Origin of the sequence: Vibrio sp. Vb339 (assembly GCF_902751245.1) — a bacterium.
GTDB lineage: Bacteria > Pseudomonadota > Gammaproteobacteria > Enterobacterales > Vibrionaceae > Vibrio > Vibrio coralliirubri.
Window position 1 is genome coordinate 110,339 of record NZ_CADDIS010000003.1, and the last position, 20,551, is coordinate 130,889.

The 20,551-nt window shown below is 45.1% G+C and carries 17 protein-coding genes; 11 read left to right on the forward strand and 6 right to left on the reverse strand.

Annotation, left to right across the window (positions count from 1 at the left end; all coding sequences use genetic code 11):
• The first annotated feature begins 160 nt into the window (after nucleotides 1-160).
• Nucleotides 161-919 carry a uridine phosphorylase gene (gene udp / locus HRQ85_RS16470; protein WP_017632176.1) on the forward strand — a complete coding sequence of 253 codons (759 nt, stop codon included), beginning with the start codon at nucleotides 161-163 and terminating at the stop codon, nucleotides 917-919.
• Nucleotides 920-1,131: 212 nt separating this feature from the next.
• On the opposite strand, the gene HRQ85_RS16475 is transcribed toward udp, so the two are convergent.
• Both HRQ85_RS16475 and HRQ85_RS16480 read right to left on the reverse strand, forming a co-directional pair.
• Nucleotides 1,132-2,298 carry a DUF1887 family protein gene (locus HRQ85_RS16475; RefSeq protein ID WP_048609362.1) on the reverse strand — a complete coding sequence of 389 codons (1,167 nt, stop codon included), beginning with the start codon at nucleotides 2,296-2,298 and terminating at the stop codon, nucleotides 1,132-1,134.
• A 197-nt stretch (nucleotides 2,299-2,495) separates the two neighbouring features.
• Nucleotides 2,496-4,487 (reverse strand): methyl-accepting chemotaxis protein, encoded by a 1,992-nt coding sequence (locus HRQ85_RS16480; RefSeq protein ID WP_172380150.1) that lies wholly within the window; start codon nucleotides 4,485-4,487, stop codon nucleotides 2,496-2,498.
• Nucleotides 4,488-4,764: 277 nt separating this feature from the next.
• On the opposite strand from HRQ85_RS16480, the gene hinT reads away from it, so the two are divergent.
• The 7 genes from hinT to HRQ85_RS16515 all read left to right on the forward strand — a co-directional run bounded on the left by hinT (nucleotide 4,765) and on the right by HRQ85_RS16515 (nucleotide 11,322).
• Entirely contained in the window at nucleotides 4,765-5,115 is a 351-nt protein-coding gene (hinT, locus tag HRQ85_RS16485; protein WP_017065295.1) for a purine nucleoside phosphoramidase, read from the forward strand.
• A gap of 277 nt (nucleotides 5,116-5,392) precedes the next feature.
• Nucleotides 5,393-6,784 (forward strand): COG3014 family protein, encoded by a 1,392-nt coding sequence (locus tag HRQ85_RS16490; RefSeq protein ID WP_172380151.1) that lies wholly within the window; start codon nucleotides 5,393-5,395, stop codon nucleotides 6,782-6,784.
• Entirely contained in the window at nucleotides 6,784-7,167 is a 384-nt protein-coding gene (locus HRQ85_RS16495; RefSeq protein ID WP_086970397.1) for a YcfL family protein, read from the forward strand. Before HRQ85_RS16490 ends, HRQ85_RS16495 begins: the two co-directional genes overlap by 1 nt.
• Nucleotides 7,168-7,253: 86 nt before the next feature.
• Complete coding sequence (lpoB, locus tag HRQ85_RS16500) at nucleotides 7,254-7,844, forward strand: penicillin-binding protein activator LpoB (protein ID WP_017060223.1); 591 nt, start codon at nucleotides 7,254-7,256, stop codon at nucleotides 7,842-7,844.
• 173 nt (nucleotides 7,845-8,017) lie between these two features.
• Nucleotides 8,018-8,872 carry a phosphotransferase gene (locus tag HRQ85_RS16505; RefSeq protein WP_172380152.1) on the forward strand — a complete coding sequence of 285 codons (855 nt, stop codon included), beginning with the start codon at nucleotides 8,018-8,020 and terminating at the stop codon, nucleotides 8,870-8,872.
• Between the two features lie 108 nt (nucleotides 8,873-8,980).
• Nucleotides 8,981-9,520 carry an alpha/beta hydrolase YcfP gene (ycfP, locus tag HRQ85_RS16510; RefSeq protein ID WP_009847155.1) on the forward strand — a complete coding sequence of 180 codons (540 nt, stop codon included), beginning with the start codon at nucleotides 8,981-8,983 and terminating at the stop codon, nucleotides 9,518-9,520.
• A 512-nt stretch (nucleotides 9,521-10,032) separates the two neighbouring features.
• Nucleotides 10,033-11,322 (forward strand): NAD(P)/FAD-dependent oxidoreductase, encoded by a 1,290-nt coding sequence (locus tag HRQ85_RS16515; protein WP_009847154.1) that lies wholly within the window; start codon nucleotides 10,033-10,035, stop codon nucleotides 11,320-11,322.
• 110 nt (nucleotides 11,323-11,432) lie between these two features.
• Here the strand turns inward: HRQ85_RS16515 and HRQ85_RS16520 are convergent, their stop codons facing one another.
• The 4 genes from HRQ85_RS16520 to HRQ85_RS16535 form a co-directional block, all read right to left on the reverse strand.
• Complete coding sequence (locus HRQ85_RS16520; RefSeq protein WP_086970393.1) at nucleotides 11,433-11,978, reverse strand: GNAT family N-acetyltransferase; 546 nt, start codon at nucleotides 11,976-11,978, stop codon at nucleotides 11,433-11,435.
• A 137-nt stretch (nucleotides 11,979-12,115) separates the two neighbouring features.
• Entirely contained in the window at nucleotides 12,116-12,883 is a 768-nt protein-coding gene (locus HRQ85_RS16525; protein ID WP_086970391.1) for a peptidoglycan binding protein CsiV, read from the reverse strand.
• A 63-nt stretch (nucleotides 12,884-12,946) separates the two neighbouring features.
• Complete coding sequence (gene mfd / locus HRQ85_RS16530; RefSeq protein WP_172380153.1) at nucleotides 12,947-16,408, reverse strand: transcription-repair coupling factor; 3,462 nt, start codon at nucleotides 16,406-16,408, stop codon at nucleotides 12,947-12,949.
• Between the two features lie 6 nt (nucleotides 16,409-16,414).
• Nucleotides 16,415-16,984: a hypothetical protein gene (locus tag HRQ85_RS16535; RefSeq protein ID WP_048614554.1), complete on the reverse strand. Its 570-nt coding sequence runs from the start codon at nucleotides 16,982-16,984 to the stop codon at nucleotides 16,415-16,417.
• 227 nt (nucleotides 16,985-17,211) lie between these two features.
• On the opposite strand from HRQ85_RS16535, the gene lolC reads away from it, so the two are divergent.
• The 3 genes from lolC to lolE are packed head-to-tail and all read left to right on the forward strand — an operon-like array spanning nucleotide 17,212 to nucleotide 20,350.
• Complete coding sequence (gene lolC / locus HRQ85_RS16540) at nucleotides 17,212-18,420, forward strand: lipoprotein-releasing ABC transporter permease subunit LolC (RefSeq protein ID WP_172380154.1); 1,209 nt, start codon at nucleotides 17,212-17,214, stop codon at nucleotides 18,418-18,420.
• The gene (gene lolD, locus HRQ85_RS16545; protein ID WP_048614550.1) at nucleotides 18,413-19,105 is read left to right on the forward strand and encodes a lipoprotein-releasing ABC transporter ATP-binding protein LolD; all 693 of its coding nucleotides are present in this window, start codon (nucleotides 18,413-18,415) and stop codon (nucleotides 19,103-19,105) included. The genes lolC and lolD overlap by 8 nt, the downstream gene beginning before the upstream one ends.
• On the forward strand, nucleotides 19,106-20,350 hold the full coding sequence (lolE, locus tag HRQ85_RS16550; RefSeq protein WP_017072111.1) for a lipoprotein-releasing ABC transporter permease subunit LolE: 1,245 nt from the start codon (nucleotides 19,106-19,108) through the stop codon (nucleotides 20,348-20,350).
• The last annotated feature ends 201 nt before the right edge of the window (nucleotides 20,351-20,551 follow it).

Genomic DNA, 20,551 nt, shown 5'->3' on the forward strand with positions numbered 1-20,551 from the left:
CAATCGGTTTTTTGTGAAACTTGAATTCTTGTTGCGATCATTCATGTGACGTGTGTCACTTCATTTTGTAATGAGCTTGGTTAGAGTGTGTTCGTACCCCACGAATTTACTATGAGCTTAAATAAGGGTAAAAAGCCCAATAAGCCAAAAGGAGCGAACTATGTCTCAAGCTGTTTTCCACTTAGGTGTTACTGAAGCAGATCTTAACGGTGCTACTCTTGCGATCATCCCTGGTGATCCTGCTCGTGTGCAAAAAATTGCAGAAGAGATGGAGAACCCAGTATTCCTTGCTAGTCACCGTGAATACACGCTTTACCGCGCAGAGCTAGACGGCAAACCAGTTGTTGTATGTTCTACAGGTATCGGTGGCCCATCTACTTCTATCGCTGTAGAAGAGCTAGCTCAACTGGGTGTTCGCACTTTCCTACGTGTTGGTACGACTGGTGCTATCCAACCTCACGTAAACGTGGGTGACATGATTGTTTCTACAGGTTCTGTTCGTCTAGACGGCGCTAGCCTGCACTTTGCTCCAATGGAGTTCCCAGCAGTTGCTGACTTCGAAGTGGCAACAGCAATGAAAGCGGCAGTTGAAGAATCAGGCGCAGCAGTTCACATGGGCGTAACGGCTTCAAGTGATACGTTCTACCCAGGTCAAGAGCGTTACGACACGTTCTCTGGTCGCGTTGTTAAGCGTTTCCAAGGTTCTATGCAAGAATGGCAAGACATGGGCGTTCTGAACTTCGAGATGGAATCTGCAACACTACTAACAATGTGTGCAAGTTCTGGTCTGAAAGCAGGTTGTGTTGCTGGTGTAATTATCAACCGTACTCAAAAAGAGACGCCTGATCACGACACTCTAAAAGTAACGGAGGCACGTTCAATCAAAGTGGTTGTAGAAGCTGCTCGTAAAATGCTTTAAGTCTTAAAGTGCTCTGAGTTTTAGAGAGCATTAAGTCTTCAAGTGACATTAAATTTTGAAAATGGCCGCATCGAATGATGCGGCCATTTTTTATGTGGCAGATAAAGTAGACAAGAAAAGTATCAGATACAAAAAAGGCGAGTGACTTAATGGTCATTCGCCTTTTTAATAATCTGCTTAAGAGCATTGAGCTCTCATGAGTTTATTTGCTTTTAGTACTCTAGATCTTCACTGCCACCCGCAGCTGTAAACCATGCCGTTAGGTGTGTTTTAAGATCTTTCAATTCGTCAGGGCCAATCAGTGCAAGGCCAAGATCTTCTGCTCGTGTGATGTCGTTATGGCGAAGCGGGCGGAAGCTGACCAACATTGCACGCGCTTGTAGGCCACCTAGTAGGTCTCTCAGCGATTCCAGTTTGTACAAGGTGTCATCACCATCGTCACGCATGCCCTTGGTCTTACATTCAATGATGTGCAGTTTATTGTTCACCACAGACGCAACATCAAGCTCGTTTCGCACTTCACGCTCACCAAGTTGACGGTATACCTGAACATTCAACGAACGGTCTTGGATAGTCGGCATGTCATCTTGGATTTGTTTCACTGTGCTGTGAACCAGAGTTTCTAACCATTCACCGTTTGAGAAGCGGCGCGCGTCTTCGTTGGCAAAGGTCAAAATACCGTTGTCGTAAGTCGCAATCTTAGCTTCAACCAAATCGCTCAGAAGCATGTTCAGTTCACGGTAGCCTTGTTGCTTTTCAGATAGTCCAACATCAAGTTTCTGTTCTTTACGACAGGTCGTTGCTAGGTAGTTCAATGTCGCAAGGCCAGGGCCTAATTCGAGTGCGTTACTTGCCCAACGTTCACCCAGTTCATAAAGTTTCTGATCAAGTTGCGGAGACAGCTGAACATCGCTGAATTCACCGCGAGCACCGAACACAGTCAGGTAGTCGTCGATAGTGATGCGGTCTTGAACCTGTGCATCTTCTTTGCCATTCGGGTACAACCAGCAAAGTTTGTCACTGTTTGGTTCAACCACGAAGATTGGCCAGTGGTAAGTACGGAATACTTCGTAAACAGAAAGTAGGCGGTGACGGAGGCCACAACTTGCGTTGAGCTTCACTTCTTGACCGCGTGCTTTGAGGTCTTCGGCAAGGGTTTGGATAGATTCTTTAATGACGGACGTATTTACGATGGTCGGAATTTCGAAAAACTCACTCGTAATGTCGCGCTTCTGCAAAACGCTGTCTAAACGTTTGTACATACTGACTTGATTTTTGTCGCCGATAAACACGATGTGAGTGCTGACCGTTCGGTTATCAAGTAAAGGGGTGAGCAAGCGAATGGGGTCTTGATCGATAATGCCAACATGAACAGCCATATAAATTCCTTAATAGCGGCTCGCTCATAAAGGTGAAAGAAAAAACGGGAAGCAGCAAGCCTTAATAATCATATAATGACAAAGCTCATAAAAAACAAGGGCAACCCTTGATAAAAGTTGCCCTAGCTCAATTAGTTACCACTATTGGGTAAAAAGTCTCAAGAATCTCACTAAATATCTATCGATTCTTCATTTATCTATAGTTTGAATTGATGTACTAAATCACCTTGCTGATTTGCCAGAATTGTTAGGTTTTGGCTGGCTTCTGCAATCGATGACATCGCTTGGTAACTCTTATCTGCAATGTGGTTGATGTCTTCGATGTTACGTGCGATATCACCAGACGTTTCACTCTGCTCAGCGGCGGCTTGAGAGATATGTGTACTCATGTGGCTAATTTCTAGAATCAATGCTTGGATTTCTTCCATCGCACTGTTTGCACTTGATGCTTGTTGAACCGACATGTCCATATCGCTCATACAGCTTTCAATCACGTTGCTTGCTGTTTTCGAGCTTGATTGTAGGTTGCTGATCATGGTCTCGATTTCAGACGTCGATTGCGTTGTCTTCTGAGCAAGCACTCGAACTTCATCGGCAACGACCGCAAAGCCACGACCTTGCTCACCCGCACGCGCTGCTTCGATGGCTGCGTTGAGTGCGAGTAGGTTAGTTTGCTCTGCGATGCCACGAATCACATCTAGGATTGAACCAATCTGGCTACTCATTTGTTGCAGTTCACCCACCGCACCGACAGATTCGTTTAAACGAACCTCAAGTTGGTTGATAGTGCTGATGTTGGTGTTCATGATCTGACGACCAGATTCAGAAGCTGATTCTACTTGTTGAACCATGGTTAATGAGCTTTGCGCGCTGTTCGCCACTTCTTGCACAGAATGAGACATCTCTGTCATTGCTGTTGCAACGGTCGCGGTTTGTTCACGTTGGCTATTCAGTTGAGCCTGCGTTTCAGAAGATGTTTTCTGGTTAACGCTTGCCGTTTTAGTTAAGTCATCTGAAGCATCATTCAGCTTCACAAGGATGTTGTGTAGGTTGTCAGCCAAGGTGTTGATGTGACGGCTCACTCGGCTGAATTCGTTGTCGTAACGAATGTCGATACGCTGAGTCATATCGCCTTCGGTTAGACCTTCTAACGTACCTAGGATGCGAGTTAATGGCTCTCGTACGCTATGTGCAATGTGGTAACCAATTGCAGCTGCGAACACGGTTACAACAATGCCAATGGCAATCGCGTTGAATAGGCCTTTGTCGTAGATGCTGCTTGCGTCAGCGAGTGATGAGTTGAGTTGCTCTTCAGCAGTCACGTTGAACGAGTCCAAAACAGCCATTGCTTGGTCAACTTCTACGGCTAGGTTGGCGATGTTCACGTACAGCGCTTGCTTGGCTTGCAGGTAGTTGTTGTGTTTGTCTAGTACGCCACCTTTCTGACCAACGTCTTTGGTGAACTTCTGAACCGACTCATCGAAGACATTTTTAAGTGCTGGTAGTTGTGTTGATAGACCGCGATAAGCGTAGTTAAGATGAGTAACGGCCTTCTTGTTTTGGTTAACGGCTTTCTGAACGAAGGCAACGTCAGAGCTAGCAAGTGCATCAGAGGTAATAACTTCTGCGTCTTGCAGTTTGATGAAGTAGCTCTTTGCCATCACTTTTACAGAGATGCTTTTTTGATCGGCAACGTACTCTTTCATGCCAACGGTTAATTCTGAATGTAAGCGTTGGAAGTCACGAGAGGCTTTTTGTACTTGTTCTTGTGCTTCGAACATTGCAACGTAGTTATTCATCGCTTCGTCAGCTTCGGCGAAGTAGCGTTCTTCCATTGCTCTTAATTGCGCGATGCGTTCAATAAGTGAAGCATTGTTTTGGCTTGCCGCTTCTAAACTACCGAGAACTTCTGAAAACGAGTTTTGTGATGCAGCAAATTCTGTACGCATTGCAGACATGCGTTCAGCGTTTTGTGTGGTTAAGAAATCTTTGAATGACTTATCAGCAGAAAGCAATTGAACACTTGTTTGATTTGAAAGCGCGACAAGTGGTAATGAGGTTTCTGAGACACTCTCAAAATTGCTGTGTATCTGATTCATGCTGTTCATCATGATAGTTATCGTGACTGCGAACATGATGATGATCAGTGCGAAACCAGCGTACATACGCTTGATCACAGATCCCTTCATGGCTTTCTCCCTAAATAAAAATGCAGACCTAATGTCAGGTCAAAGTAAAACTAACAAAATTATCAGCATTCTATTGAGCTCGTCTTACGCATTTTATGACGCACACGTCAAAAATAGCGCTCAGTTATAACCAACATGCCATTCTTGAGAGCTAAGGCTCGTTTTCTTTGATTTGAACGGTGTTTTTTATTATGCTTTAAAGCAGATTTATTGTGGTTTGATGCGGCATAGCGCATACTCAAAGCATTAAAAAATAAATGTTTTATCGGAGAGAAACATGGCTGAAGAAACCATTTTTACTAAGATCATCAACAAAGAAATCCCAGCAGATCTACTATACCAAGACGATTTAGTAACCGCATTTCGCGATATTAACCCTCGTGCGCCAAGCCATATCCTAATCATCCCAAACAAGCTGATTCCGACGACCAACGATGTTGAAGTCGAAGATGAAGCGATGATGGGGCGCATGTTTACTGTTGCTCGCAAGTTAGCAAAAGAAGAAGGCATCGCAGAAGATGGCTATCGTCTTATCGTGAACTGTAACTCTCATGGTGGCCAAGAGGTTTATCATATTCACATGCACTTGGTTGGTGGCCGTCCACTTGGTCCGCTATTAATGAGCTAATAAAAAGCTAACGAGTTAATGAAAGCTAATGCGCTAGTTTAAACGCGCTCATTAGTGGGTTAACACAAGTAGTTAGTTGGAAAATTTGTAGTTTGTATGCCAACTTTAAGTTCTATCTGTTGTCTGAATGTCGGCATCGCCTAGGCAGAGGCTAAATCAGTAGGGTTTCAACTGGCTTGAGATCCTTTTTACAACACGTTTCGTTTTGATAATGAGACCACGAAAGGTCAACAGACCCTAATAAAGTTGGCATTTTAAACATGCACGGAGACGATAAGTGAAGCAACAGTTTAGATTCGCTTCCATTGCCCTGTTATCGGCGTTGACCGTAGGTTGTGCGAGTATGTCTGCAGGAAGCCTGTTCAGTCATTACAGCGCACAAAACAAAGCGATCTACCAAGCCGTTAAATCTGGAGATTATTCAGAGGCTCAGCAAGAGCTACCAGATTACGCGGCAGGCGACATCCTTGATAACTTTGAAAGAGGCAGAATTAATCTGCTGGATCAAAAATACCCTGAGAGTAAGGCTTCGTTTGAAGTGGCTGATCAGGCGGTGACTGAGCAGCAACGAAAAGCCGTGATCTCAATCTCAGACAGTGCGACCAGTGTGGGTGCGTTGGCTGTGAATGACAATATTACCGAGTATGTTCCAGCCGATTATGAGTTGGGCTTTCTTCATCTGTACCTCGGTTTAAATTACCTCAAGAAAAACGATTTAGAAGGTGCGGTGATCGAAATGCGTCGCGCCAACCAAGTTCAAGAACAAGCGAAGAAACAACGCGAGGCTGAGTTAGAAAAAGCAGCCAGCGATGCGAAGAAGCAAGGCTTGTCTGCCAATGTAGGTAGCATCCTTGCCAATTACCCTGATGCGGGTAAAAAGCTGCAGTCAGTACAGAATGCGTATCTGATGTTCTTGTCTGGTCTGCTTTATGAAGCTTCAAATGATTTAAACAGCGCCTACGTTGACTATCGTCGTGCTTTGGCTGTGATGCCAGATAACCAAGAAATCATCGATAGAACCATGGCAACAGCCGCTCGTTTAGGTATGCGACAAGATTTAGCGACATTAGAAAAACGCTATAAGCAATCTTCTAAACTTAGTGCAGGTGAAGGGCGAGTGATTGTTCTTCAAGAGCAGAGCGCTGTACAAGCTATGGACAGTTGGCGACTGGATTTACCTGTTTATGACAGTCGCGATCAGGGGGCAATATACTCTCTTGCGCTGCCATATTACCCAAGCCAAAACGTAGAGCGTTTTTCTGCCTTGCGAATCAGCGGTCAACCGTTACAAGAACACTTGATCACTGACGTAAACGCGATGGCGCAGAACGATTTATCGGAACGTATGACGAGCATTGTTATTCGCCAAGCGCTACGTGTCGTCGCGAAAGATCGCATTCGTAAAGAAGCAACCAAAGGTGATGATGTCGGTAATATTCTGTTCAACGTGTGGAACACACTGACAGAGCAACCAGACACTCGTAGTTGGCAATCATTACCTGCAGAGATTAACAGCAGCACGTTTGTAGCAAACAGTGGTCAATATACGTTGGAAGCGGGCGCTAAAACGTACGACTTTGATATTCGAGAAGGGCAGACCACCTTGGTGTGGATTTCTCGACAAGGAAACAACGCAACAATGTGGCATAAACAGCTAGGGAGGCTGTAATGAAAAAGTGGTTAGTGAGCTTAGCAGCGGTTATGACTCTGGCTGGTTGTGCTGATAATACAGCTGGCGTAAGGGTCGATAGTCTGACTCAGAACGTTTTCTTTGGTGACAAGGTATTGGGCAGCCGTTTACAGGTTGAAGATATTCGCACCGATCTGGTCGACGGTCATACGCGAGGAATCGTTCGTTTAAACAGTAACTATAAAGGCGATCAACATATCCTTTATCGTTTTTACTGGTACGACGATGCCGGGCTTGAGGTCAACCTTAAACAAGGTCCTTGGAAGCAAGCGATTGTTCGTGGTTTTGAAAGTATTTCGTTGTCGGAAGTGTCGGTAAACCCGAAAGCGACTCAGTTCAGAGTCCAGTTCCGAGAGCAGTAAGTTAGATTAAACGGGTCTCATGATTCGTAAATACAAGAATTTAAGAGTGTGGGTAACCCCGCTCAGTGATAAGTTGAGGAAACAAAATGAAAAAGAGTGTCATTGCGCTACTAGGTTTAGCGGTTATTTTAGGCGGTTGTTCAAACAAGGTAAGCTACGGTGATGCACAAGCAGTAGAAACCACAACAATCGATTTCGGTTCAACTGACCTTCAAACGATTGCGGGTGAAATGGTCGATAGCATGATGGCGTCTGGTTCTGTGTCTTACATTACTCGTGAACAGCGTCCAATCGTGTTTGTAGAGCGAATCAAGAACAAAACAAGTGAGCACATCGATACTGAGTCAATCACTGACACTATCAGTACTAAGATGCTGAACTCTGGTAAGTTCCGTTTCGTTGATATGGACCGTGTAGAGTCTGTTCGTGACCAATTGAACTTCCAAAACAACGATGAGCTTGTAAACCAAAGTTCAGCGATTCAATTCGGTAAAATGGTTGGTGCTCAGTACATGCTGTACGGCAACCTATCAAGCATCGTTAAGAAAGCGGGTAGCGATGAAGACGTATACTACAAAATGACGATGCGTCTAATGGATCTTGAGTCTGGCTTGATTGAATGGGCTGACGAGACTGAAATCCGTAAGCAACAATCTAAGAGTCTACTAGGCCTTTAATTTCGCTTACTTGCCAACTATACGCGGCCAGTTTTGACAGCGTATAGCTTGGTCACACGCCAATGCAGTGCATGATGCGCTGTTTATGAAGAGACACTGGCTTTTGGTCAGTGTCTTTTTTGTAGGGAATGAAGACGTTTATAGGGCAGTTAAGACGTTTATAGGGAGTAAATATGGCAATTTTTTCTTGGTCTGAGGCTAAGCTTCTTGATACCAGTTTGAGTTCGCTTGACGGTTACTTTTCTGAGCCTCCAGTTAGAGCTCAGACATTAACAGGCGGTTTGACCAATCGATGTTGGAAGCTGGTTGATGCCGAGGGTACTGCGTATGTTTGGCGGCCAACCACACCTATCACCAAAGCGTTCTTCATCTCTCGTCATGAAGAGTACCAAGTGCTGTCTGCCATTGAGCGACTCGCTATCGGGCCAAGCCCAATGGTAGTGAATGAGCAAGGTTTGTTGGTTGAATGGATTGCGGGTGAGACACTTTACGAAGATCTAGAACTCGATGACCTGTTGAAAACGCTGATCTCTGTTCATCTGGTTAATACTGCGCGATTACCACTGCAACCATTCAGTTTCACGGCGCGAGTTGACCATTATTGGTTGCAGCTTGATGCGATTCATAAGGCCGAAGCCTGCACTAAGATTTATCAAGAGTGGCGCGTGGCTCCGAGTATTACCAATGTTGACCTGTCTTTGTGCCATTTTGACTTAGGTGGTTATAACCTAGTGAGAAACAGTGACGGCATTAAGATTATTGATTGGGAATACGCTGCGCTCGCAGACCCTAGGCTCGATTTAACATTAACCATTGCGGTTGCTGGCGTGCCAGTCACAAAAGCGGTTGAGAAGTATTGTCAGCTGCGAGGTATCCATGATGTTCAGCCTTGGCTTGACGGTGTAGAAGCATGGTTACCAAGAAGCCAGATGATGGCGATGCTATGGTATTTACTTGCTCATCAGCTTTGGGGTGATGAAAGTTATCTGCGTGAAGCAGAAGCTCTTAGTCACACTTTATGTAGCTAGGATCACGTTTAGGAAGTGAAAAATATAATTTCTCAGCTGTTACCTTTAAAACCTTGTTTTTCGTGTTAGATTGATCAAAACGTACCAATATTCAACGGGGGAGGTACAATGATTATCTATCTACATGGCTTCGACTCAACAAGCCCGGGCAATCACGAAAAAATACTGCAGTTGCAATTCATTGATGATGACGTTCGTTTCATCAACTACAGTACTTTGCATCCAAAACACGACATGCAGCATCTGTTAAAAGAAGTGCATAAAGTGATAGAGCAATCCGATGATCCGCATCCCATTATTTGTGGTGTAGGTTTAGGTGGTTTTTGGTCTGAGCGTATTGGTTTCTTATGTGGGATTAAGCAGGTGGTGTTCAACCCAAATCTGCACCCTGAGAACAACATGGTAGGTCGAATTGACCGCCCAGAAGAGTACGAAGACATCGCAACTAAATGTGTTGCTCAGTACCGTATGAAAAACAAAGGACGCTGTTTAGTGGTACTTTCTCGTGAAGATGAAATTCACGACAATACCAAAACCGCTGCTGCGCTAGAAGATTACTACGATGTAATCTGGGACGAGAAAGAGAGTCATAAATTCAAAAAGATCTCTCAACATCTTCAAGCAATGAAAGCGTTCAAAAACGCTTAATCAATCCAGAAGTTTATTAAAAGCAGTGCTCATTTGGGTGCTGCTTTTTCACATCTGAATCTTAGAGGTTGGTATTGATAAAGTAGTTGTATATGTTTTATCGGTCTGTTTGCGCATTTATAGATCAGTTTGCGCAAACGTTAGCTAATTAGTCGCGAATCCTCATTGAGGGTAAGGATTTTTTTGTTGCGGTCATCTTTTTGCTATATATAATGTTCCCAAGCAAAATATTTTGACAAATATCAAAAAAAATTGAGAGCGAGTGAAAAAACTTGCCCATAATTTGTGTTCTGCCTCTCAGGTAGTCACCTTTTTTATCCACGTGAGCAAAGCAACAACCATTATTTGTTGTTTGTAACCCCTCTAACTACTCGGTGAGCTGTCGTTATTCTTTTTCGCGGTAATCCAATTTGTAACAGCCTTCGCATTCAAGGCCGAGTAGATACATAGAATTTATCGGTTGGAGTAATCGAGCCGAACCCCATTTATTCATTTTGTAGAGGATTGTCATTGTGACAAAAATTATCGTAGTAGGCGGCGGTGCTGGTGGTTTAGAGCTAGCAACTAAGCTAGGCCGCACTTTAGGTCGTAAGAAACGTGCCCAGATTACTCTGGTAGACCGTAAAGCAAGCCACCTATGGAAACCATTACTTCATGAAGTAGCAACTGGTTCACTGGATGAAGGTGTTGATGCACTAAGCTACCGTGCACACGCAAAAAACCATTACTTCGATTTCCAAATGGGCAGCCTGAACGACATCGATCGTGAGCGTAAAGTGATTGCACTAAGCGAGCTGACTGATGAGCACGGTGAACTGCTGATGCCAAGCCGTGAACTTGAATACGATATTCTTGTGATGGCGCTAGGCTCAACGTCAAACGACTTCAACACTCCAGGCGTTCGTGACAACTGTATTTTTCTTGATAGTCCAGAGCAAGCACACCGTTTCCGTACAGAAATGAACAACCAGTTCTTAAAGCTTCACGCTAAGAACGGTCAAGGCACGGTAGACATCGCGATTGTTGGTGCGGGGGCAACAGGTGTAGAGCTTTCTGCAGAGCTACACAACGCAGTTAAAGAGCTTCGTACTTACGGCTTCGGCGACCTAGATTCAAGCAAGCTGAACGTAAACCTAGTTGAAGCGGGTGAGCGTATTCTTCCAGCTCTACCTCCTCGTATTTCAAGTGCAGCACACTCTGAGCTAACCAAGCTTGGTGTGAACGTTCGTACGAATACGATGGTGACTCAGGCGGATTCTGACGGCCTAACAACCAAAGATGGCGACAAGATCCCAGCTCAAATCATGGTATGGGCAGCAGGTATCAAAGCACCAGATTTCATGAAAGATATCGGTGGTCTTGAAACCAACCGTATCAACCAGTTGGTTGTGAAGAACACTCTGCAAACAACACTGGATGACAACATCTTTGCAATCGGTGACTTGGCGCAATGCACACAAGCAGACGGTTCATTCGTTCCGCCACGTGCACAAGCGGCTCACCAAATGGCAAGCTGTGCATTCAGCAATATCATTGCTAAGTTGAACGGTCGTGACCTGAAAGATTACATCTACAAAGATAAAGGCTCGCTAGTTTCACTAAGCCGTTTCTCTACGGTAGGTAGCTTGATGGGTAACCTGACGAAGGGTTCGATGATGGTTGAAGGTCGTATTGCTCGTGTGGTTTACATCTCTTTGTACCGCATGCACCAGATGGCGCTTCACGGCTTAATCAAAACATCACTGATGATGTTGGTTGGTCGTATTAACCGTGTACTTCGTCCAAACCTAAAGCTTCACTAATCAGGTAAGCCTTTAAGGTCATTACGCTGATAATAAAAAAGAGCTCTTCGGAGCTCTTTTTTGATCGTGTCGCTTACGTGCTATCGCAGGTGTTGAACTCATTTATGCTGTTAAGACGTTGGAGGTAGCACAGAATAAACCACGCCATCTTTGGGCTTGCCGTTAAACAGAAATCGATTCTTGGCAATGGTTTCTCGTTCAGCGCCACACTTCTCTATCAACTTTTGGCTGGGTAGGTTCTCGGTATCGCAGACAATCTCCAAACGCGTTAACTTGAGTTGCGCGAAACAAAATTCAAATAGGGCGAGCATCGCTTCTTTGGCGATCCCTCTCCTTTGAAAGTCATCACCCACCCAATAACCCAAACTCGCCATATTAAAGGTGTGGTAAAGCTCATTAATGGCAACCATACCGACTAACTTATCGCTTTTTCGTTCAAAGATACCAAAGCCAAACGCATCGGCTTTCACCCAGTTTAAGCGAGTCGCCAGAATAAACTTCTCGGCCTCGACGATAGAAAACTCGCAATGACACCAGTCGACCCATGGCAACAAGCTAGGGGAGGACTTAACCAGCTGAGAAAATTCTTGAGCATCTGAGGCCTCAATGATTTTAAGGCTAAGATTTTGTGTGTTGATCTGAAATTCAGGGCTCATAGAACGTACCAAGTAACGTGTAAGTACTGAGCAAAGAGAGTCAGTACAGAATAAAGATAGATAGCACTTAATAAAACGCCCTCTCTAGGAGGGCGGATTGAATTATTTATATAATTATAGCCGAATCGGCAAGTAACTTACTGCGCTACACGTCTAACTTGAATCACCATTCCAAGAAGTGGGTGGTCAAGGTAGTGAGTTTCTGTACTGCGCATACGACGTTTTTGGTCCATGCGGTAGCTCTTAAGGAACTCTTGGACTTCAACCGTCGGAGAAATCTCAGTTAGGTTGCCCACTTGAACGTTGCTTTCTGCGCCACTTACTGGCGAATCTAGCTCAATTTGTTGCTCTTGTAGAGTCACTTCACGAACGCTTGGCGCTTTTAAATCTAATGTCGTTTCAGCGTATAGGTAGTGCTGAACATAGATTTGCAGCTTACCGTCTAATTCGTAGAGTGGCTTATCAATGCTCTCTTCTTGGAACCCATCGCCACTGCCTGCAGTGATTGCGCCTTTTTCAGAGCCATCAGCATTAAATTGTTTAGAGAAATCTTTACCTGCTTGAATATGGAAAACAGGTGCAGAGCTCTTACCTTGGTCGCCTTGACGCCAAGCGGTATGCATCAGAACTTCAAAGCCAGCGTGTTTACGTAGCTTGTCTTTTTGAGGCGTTAACTGGTATTCCGAGTAAGGCAGCATCTGTACGCCTTTTTTTGCTCGGTATTGGGTATCTTGAAATGAACCAACACGCTCAAGTGAAATCTTAGGCTGTGTATTTGGCCAAGATTCGTTCACCTTCTCTGCATCAACAGCGCGCTTAAAAATGATCACTTCTATATCAAATTGCCTCTGTGCCAAACTTGGCAGTGAGACGAACAATAGTAGCAGTGGGATCAGTCTTTTCATTTTTACTCCGTCTTCCAGCCGAACTACCGGCTGGATAATTTATATGTGCAAGTGGATTGGGTCTTATGCTGAAGGCAGCAAGTTTTGTCTGAATTCGCCCAATAAATCACTAACAAATTGAATTCGTTTCCGTCTGTCGACCAATGGTATCGTAAACTTGAACTTTGTTGGTCCTTCCATTGAAAACTTTTGCGGTTGAGATTGCAACAGTTTAACAAGGTAGGCCGGGTTTATGTCAGCATCCGGGTAGAATTCTAAGAATCCACCCTTATCGTGAGCTTCAATTTTCTTCGCTTTGATAGACGCTGCGGCTAATTTTAGCTCTGAAACTGATAATAAGTTCTTGGTTGCATCAGGTAGAAGGCCGAAGCGATCAATCAGCTCGACTTTCAACTCTGCCAATTCATCGGTGTCACTCACACTCGCTATACGTTTGTACGTTGATAAGCGCGTGTTGATGTCTGGGATGTAGTCATCTGGCAATAGTGCTGGCAGACGCATCTCAATTTCCGTTTGTTCACGCAGTAGGTCATCAAGTGATGGCTCTCGACCTTCTTTCAATGCTTCAACCGCTTGTTCAAGCATCTCCATGTACAAGGTGAAACCAACCGACTGGATTTGACCACTCTGTTCATCACCCAACAACTCACCTGCACCACGAATCTCTAAATCGTGAGTTGCTAAGGTAAAGCCCGCGCCCAAGTCTTCGAGTGAAGCTATCGCATCCAATCGCTTGATCGCATCTTTGGTCATTGCTTTAGGGTGTGGAGTTAACAAGTAAGCATAAGCTTGGTGGTGCGAACGACCGACACGACCACGTAATTGGTGCAATTGTGCTAAACCAAGGTTATCGGCTCTGTCCATCAAGATGGTATTTGCCGTTGGTACGTCGATACCGGTTTCGATGATGGTTGTACACACCAACAAGTTAAAGCGTTGGTGGTAGAAGTCATTCATGATGCGTTCCAGTTCGCGTTCACGCATCTGGCCATGAGCCACAGTAACACGCGCTTCTGGAATCAACTTCTGTAGTGACTCAGCTGTTTTCTCAATCGTGTCGACTTGGTTGTGCAGGAAGTAAACCTGACCACCACGCATGATTTCACGCAGCACCGCTTCTCTGACGATGGCATCATCACTTTCGCGAACGAAGGTTTTAATTGCCAAGCGTCGTGCGGGTGGTGTAGCGATGATAGACAAATCACGCATACCGCTCATTGCCATGTTCAGCGTTCGCGGAATAGGCGTTGCAGTAAGTGTAAGGATGTCGACATCCGCACGCATCGCTTTCACTTTCTCTTTCTGACGCACACCAAATCTGTGTTCTTCATCGACAACCAGCAGGCCGAGATCTTTAAACTTAATATCACTCGAAAGTAGCTTGTGAGTACCTACCAATATGTCGACCTTACCGTCGGCGACATCTTGCATTATCAACTTCTGCTCTTTTGCTGATTTGAATCGAGATAGAACTTCGACACGAATCGGCAAGTTGGCAAAACGGTCGCGGAAGTTTTCGAAGTGTTGTTGAGCAAGTAGGGTGGTTGGAACTAATACCGCGACTTGTTTGCTGTTGTCGGTACAAACGAATGCTGCGCGCATCGCGACTTCGGTTTTACCAAAGCCAACATCACCACACACCAAACGATCCATGGCTTTTGCTTGGCACATATCAGACATAACAGCATTGATGGCCATCGCTTGGTCATCGGTCTCTTCAAACGGGAAGCCAGATTTGAAAGTCGCGTATTGGCCACGGTCGAGTACAAATTTGTAGCCAGGTTTTAGCTCTCGCTTGGCGTAAACATCAAGTAGCTCTGCTGCAACGTCACGGACTTTCTCTGCGGCGCGTTTACGAGCTTTTTGCCACGCTTCGCCACCGAGTTTATGTAGAGGTGCTGAATCTTCAGCGCCCCCAGAGTAACGTCCGATTAAGTTTAGAGAGGCAACTGGTACGTAGAGCTTGGCATCGTTTTGATATTCAAGTGTTACGTATTCGGTTTTCATGCCGCCGGCTTCGAGTGTTTGCAAGCCGATGTAGCGACCAATACCGTGGTCAATGTGCACGACAGGTTGACCCGGTTTAAGTTCGGCTAAGTGACGAATTACAGTATCGCTATTAACGCTTTTTTTGTCTTTCTTACGGCGCTGAACAACGCGATCACCCAACAGGTCGCTTTCACAGATAAGGGCGATGTTTTGCTCTTCGTGGATAAAGCCATGTTCCGCTGACCCTAGGATCAGGCTGAACTTATCTTTACCTTTAATCGCCGCATCGAGGTTTTCAGCTTCGCTTGGACGAACTTTAATGCCTCGAAGTAATTCACTCAGAGCTTCACGACGACCTTCAGATTCAACTGAAAAGACCACTTTTCCTTCGAAGGCTTCAGTGAACTTTCTTAGGTTTGCGAGTGGTTCTTTATTCTGATGTTGAACACTGAGATCAGGAAGAGACACAACCGGAAGGTTGGTACGTCCGGCTTTTTCTTCAATTGAATCTAAGCTCAGATTGACTTGTGGCTTCTGTTTGAAGTGTGCGAACAGCTCGTCTTTCTTCAGCCATAGTTGTTCAGGCGTAAGCAGTGGTCGTAATGGGTCAACACCGCGCTGTTCGTATCGATGAGCAACGTCCGTTAGGAATGAGTCTACTGCAGTCTCGACATCACCTAGAATCAGGAGTTGCGCTTCATCGGCAACGTAATCAAACAAGGTTTCAGTGTGTTCAAAGAACAGCGGTTGCCAGTATTCGATACCAGCAGGCCACGTACCCTTAGAAACCTGCATATAAACCGATTCTGGTTCGCGGCGCGCATCAAACTGTTGGCGCCAACGAATACGGAAATCTTCAATCGCTGTTTCCGAGGTCGGGAATTCGTGAGCAGGCAGCAGGCGGATCTCAGAGATGTCTTCGATAGAACGCTGGTTTTCAGGATCGAAAGTACGAATAGTGTCGATTTCGTCATCGAAAAAATCGATTCGATACGGGTCTTTACTGCCCATTGGGAACAGATCGAGAATAGAACCACGGCTTGCGTATTCACCTGGGCCAAACACTTGATCAACGTAACGGTAGCCTGACTTTTCAAGCTGTAGGCGCAGTTTCTCAAGCGAGTATAGATCGCCCGTTTTCACCATTAAGGTGTGTTGTAGTAAAAAGTCTCGCGGTGACTGACGTTGCAATAACGTGCTGATCGGAACGATCGTTATGCCATCTTTTAGTGTTGGCAGTGCGTAAAGGCGTGCGATACGATCTGAGATGATCTCTTGGTGCGGCGAGAAGCTATCGTATGGCAGCGTTTCCCAATCAGGGAATAATGCGACTTCATGTGCCGTAAACTGTTCAATTTCAGATTGAAGCTTAAGCGCCACTTGTGGGTCGGGTACAGCCAAGACGGTATGGCTGTTGTGTTGCTCTGCGAGTTTGGCAATGGCAAGAGCGAGAGACGAACCGACTAGGTTACCGATGTGCTTTTTGTCACCGGCACCTTTAAGTTTAGGTAGTGTAAATATGGATTTTTTGGTCATGTTAATTTACTTGTTATCTCGGTCTAGAGAGCGTTGACGCAAGAGTTTCTGTTGTTGATGAAGTGCCGCTTTAATGAGCAGGTCTTGGTCGGTATCGCGAAGATGAGCGTATTTAAATTTGATTTCGAAACCTGAGTCTTTCGCTTCGCTAGCAAATACTTCTGCGTAGCAATAAATGGCTGCAGCTGGGTGCTCTAGAAAAAGTTTGGCTTTTACTAAGCGACCCGGTTCGATGTCTGCTTTTGAAAAGCAGGAAAATTGACTCGCACCAAATGAATAGGTGTGAGTGCGAAACTTCTCATCATCTTGCTGCGATAACATAAAGCTCAACAAGAGGTTTAATTTTGAGTTTTGTGCATCCAATAAACTGGTGACATTCTTCAAGTCGCTGTTTTTCAGTTCAGCACGCGCACTGTCAGCTAACAGATCCAATTGGCTAAATTCACTTGCCACCACAAATGGTGCTGGGATCTCAGATTCGAATTGAATTTGAGAAGGTAAAGTGAAGCCGCTGTCCATTGGTTCAATATTAGCGGTAAGGCTATGGTGAACGGTGAAAAACTCTTGTTCTGTCATGCGTTAGTTCCTTGAAGTGATCTATTGATTATCGCTATGTGGCCGCAGTAATCAAGGTCAGTTAATTGAAAGTCTCAAATAGTTGTTTGAAATTTGGCAATTTGACAAGGTTCTGTTTTTCAAGCCTAACTAATTGAGTTAATTCACTCTATATTTTCAATTAACCCCTACACAGTAACAGCAATACCCGTTACATTAACCCGCATCCCCTTTAGATGGTTCAAAGTATGTTTCATCCTATTTCGTTGTTTGTTGGCCTACGCTATTTGAAAGGCCGTTCAGGTGATCGCTTTAGCCGTTTTGTTTCTTATATGTCGACGGCAGGTATCACCATTGGTGTGCTGTCTTTGGTTACTGTTTTATCGGTAATGAATGGATTCGAAGCGCAGTTAAAAGACCGAATTCTTGGTGTTCTTCCTCAAGCGGTGGTTTATGAGCAAGGTGGCACCACCTCTCTTTCTGCCCAAGCGCCTAATTTTGCAGAGCAAATCTCGCTTAATGGTCACGTTGAACCGATTGTCCGCAGTGAGGCGGTGATTCAGAGTCCGGCTCAGTTATCTGCAGGGTTGTTAATCGGCATTGAACCTAATTCAGACGACCCTCTTCAGAACCACTTAATTGCAGGTCGATTGTCTTCACTTAAAGCGGGTCAGTATCAGCTATTTCTTGGTCACACCTTAGCGAGAAATTTGAAGGTATCTATGGGTGACAAAGTTCGCCTGATGGTGACCAGCGCGAGTCAATACACCCCATTAGGTCGTATTCCAAGCCAACGAAATTTCACCGTTGCCGGTATTTTCAACACAGGTTCTGATATCGACGCTCAACTGATGGTGACAGATATTAAAGATGCTGGGCGTTTGATGCGCTATAAATCAGACACCATTTCAGGATGGAGACTGTTTTTTGAAGACCCGTTTGAAGTTGCAGAGTTATCGACTCAGCCATTACCGGAAGGTTGGTTGTGGAGCGACTGGCGAGACCAACGTGGTGAGCTATTCCAAGCCGTTCGTATGGAAAAAAACATGATGGGCTTGATGCTTGGGCTTATCATCGGTGTTGCTGCTTTCAATATTATCTCTGCACTTATCATGGTAGTGATGGAGAAGCAGTCTGAAGTCGCGATTCTTAAGACCCAAGGCATGACCGATGCTCAAGTCATGGGGATCTTCATGGTTCAAGGCGCAAGTAGTGGCGTGATTGGCGCACTCTCTGGTGGTGTGTTAGGCGTTGCCCTAGCGATGAACCTCAATACTATTTTAGAGGCGATGGGCGTTGCTCTATTCTCATTTGGTGGCCAGCTACCAATTCTGATTAACCCAATTCAAATCGCTGTTGTTGTGGTTTTGGCTATTGCACTTAGCCTGATTGCCACTGTATTCCCTTCTTATCGTGCATCGTCTGTGAAACCTGCTGAGGCCCTTCGTTATGAGTAATTTTCTTCAATGTAATGATATCCGTAAAACGTACCGTGAAGGCTCGTTAGATACAGAGGTGCTCAAGGGAGTCAGCTTTGAAATCGAAAAGGGTGAGCTAGTAGCAATCATCGGTACCTCAGGCTCGGGCAAAAGTACCTTACTGCATATCTTAGGCGCATTAGACGATGCTTCTGCGGGCAGTGTGAGTTTTCTTGGTCAGGACTTAGCATCTTTGAGTTCGAATAAGCAGGCGAAGCTTCGCAACCAGCATCTTGGCTTTGTGTATCAGTTCCATCATCTTTTATCTGACTTTTCAGCTTTAGAAAACGTGGCGATGCCGTTATTGATTGGCGGCGAAAAGCCCGCTAAAGCAAAGCAAGAAGCACAACGTTTGTTGGACAAAGTTGGATTGAGTCACCGCGTGGACCACCGACCTTCAGAGCTTTCTGGTGGCGAGAGGCAACGTGTGGCGATTGCTCGTGCATTGGTGAATAAGCCTGCGCTAGTGTTGGCGGATGAACCAACCGGTAACCTTGACCATAACACAGCTCTTTCTATTTATGACTTAATGCGTGAACTGAACCGTGAATACGATACTGCCTTTTTGGTCGTGACTCACGACGGTGAACTTGCCGGTAAGATGGATCGCCAACTTCACATGCAAGATGGCTTACTGGTTAACGTAGAAAAAGAGGAGAGCTAAGTGTTTTCTTCTTTATCTCTATTGATAGGCGGCCGATTTAGCCGTGCGAAACAACGAGACAAGATGGTGTCGTTTATCTCTTTGTCCTCGACGATTGGTATCGCTGTTGGTGTCGCGGTGATCATTATTGGCTTATCTGCGATGAATGGCTTTGAGCGAGAGCTTCAATCACGAGTGCTTTCAGTGATTCCTCACGGTGAGTTTGAAGGCGTGAATGAACCTGTGACTCGTTGGGAGCACGTGATTGAGGAGTCGGTTAAGCACGATAAAGTCGTTGCTGCAGCGCCTTACGTAAAAATTACTGCACTTGCTGAAAAGGGCAAAGAACTCAAAGCAATTGAAGTTCGCGGTGTTGATCCGCAGCTAGAACAACAGGTATCAAGCCTATCGAGTTTTATCGATAAGCAAGCTTGGAGCGAGTTTAAGGCTGGGCAACAACAGATCATTTTGGGTTCTGGTGTAGCGAATGTGCTGGGTGCGAAAGTCGGTGATTATCTGACTTTGATGATTCCGACGGTAAACGGTTCTGTGAAGGTTCAGGCACCAAAACGTGTTCGAGTGAAAGTGGTTGGCTTGCTGACGCTTAATGGTCAGATAGATCACAGTTTGGCGCTAATCCCGATTGGTGATGCTCAGGTCTACGCAAACTTAGGTGAGGCGGTAACTGGGGTTTCTTTGAAAGTGACCGATGTGCTGAACGCGAACTCTATTGTGCGTGAAGTGGGCAATCAGCTTGATGTGTATGTGTATCTACGAAGCTGGCAGCAGAAGTTTGGCTTCTTGTATCGAGATATTCAACTCGTTCGTACCATCATGTATCTGGTGATGGTACTGGTTATTGGTGTGGCTTGTTTCAATATTGTCTCGACGCTAATGATGGCAGTAAAAGACAGAGCATCAGAGATCGCGATTTTAAGAACCATGGGTGCATCAGACGGCCTTGTGAAGCGCATCTTTGTTTGGCAGGGCGTGTTCTCAGGCGTTTTAGGCAGTTTAGTAGGGAGTGCAATAGGTGTGCTAGTCGCTCTTAATCTCACGACACTAATCAAAGGACTTGAAAAGCTGGTCGATCACCAGTTCTTGTCCGGTGATATCTATTTTGTCGACTTCTTGCCATCACAACTTGATATGACGGATGTTGTTGTGGTTTCCGGCACTGCGATTGTGCTGAGTTTACTGGCGACATGGTACCCAGCATCACGAGCTGCGAAGTTGAATCCAGCTTCAGTGCTGAGTTCTAAATAGCATTAGCTTAAATAACAAAGCAGTTCCGCGTCGATAAATACAAAAAAGGATCCCAATGGGATCCTTTTTTATTGAATTCAATTCGTGTTCTTTACGACTTTCGTTACATGCCAATCTTGCAGAGGTTAGTGGCTCATCTGATTTTAACTTGTGTGCGTTTTAAGTGAAGCACATACAAGGTTAGATTGAATAACAAGTGAT

Coding starts and splice junctions, on each gene's coding strand:
- HRQ85_RS16480 (WP_172380150.1), bottom strand. CDS start 4,487: ATGAAGGGATCTGTGATCAAGCGTATGTACGCTGGTTTCGCACTGATC.
- lolD (WP_048614550.1), top strand. CDS start 18,413: ATGAGTAATTTTCTTCAATGTAATGATATCCGTAAAACGTACCGTGAA.
- HRQ85_RS16525 (WP_086970391.1), bottom strand. CDS start 12,883: ATGAAAAGACTGATCCCACTGCTACTATTGTTCGTCTCACTGCCAAGT.
- lolC (WP_172380154.1), top strand. CDS start 17,212: ATGTTTCATCCTATTTCGTTGTTTGTTGGCCTACGCTATTTGAAAGGC.
- HRQ85_RS16495 (WP_086970397.1), top strand. CDS start 6,784: ATGAAAAAGTGGTTAGTGAGCTTAGCAGCGGTTATGACTCTGGCTGGT.
- HRQ85_RS16535 (WP_048614554.1), bottom strand. CDS start 16,984: ATGACAGAACAAGAGTTTTTCACCGTTCACCATAGCCTTACCGCTAAT.
- hinT (WP_017065295.1), top strand. CDS start 4,765: ATGGCTGAAGAAACCATTTTTACTAAGATCATCAACAAAGAAATCCCA.
- mfd (WP_172380153.1), bottom strand. CDS start 16,408: ATGACCAAAAAATCCATATTTACACTACCTAAACTTAAAGGTGCCGGT.
- HRQ85_RS16520 (WP_086970393.1), bottom strand. CDS start 11,978: ATGAGCCCTGAATTTCAGATCAACACACAAAATCTTAGCCTTAAAATC.
- HRQ85_RS16505 (WP_172380152.1), top strand. CDS start 8,018: ATGGCAATTTTTTCTTGGTCTGAGGCTAAGCTTCTTGATACCAGTTTG.
- udp (WP_017632176.1), top strand. CDS start 161: ATGTCTCAAGCTGTTTTCCACTTAGGTGTTACTGAAGCAGATCTTAAC.
- ycfP (WP_009847155.1), top strand. CDS start 8,981: ATGATTATCTATCTACATGGCTTCGACTCAACAAGCCCGGGCAATCAC.
- lpoB (WP_017060223.1), top strand. CDS start 7,254: ATGAAAAAGAGTGTCATTGCGCTACTAGGTTTAGCGGTTATTTTAGGC.
- HRQ85_RS16475 (WP_048609362.1), bottom strand. CDS start 2,298: ATGGCTGTTCATGTTGGCATTATCGATCAAGACCCCATTCGCTTGCTC.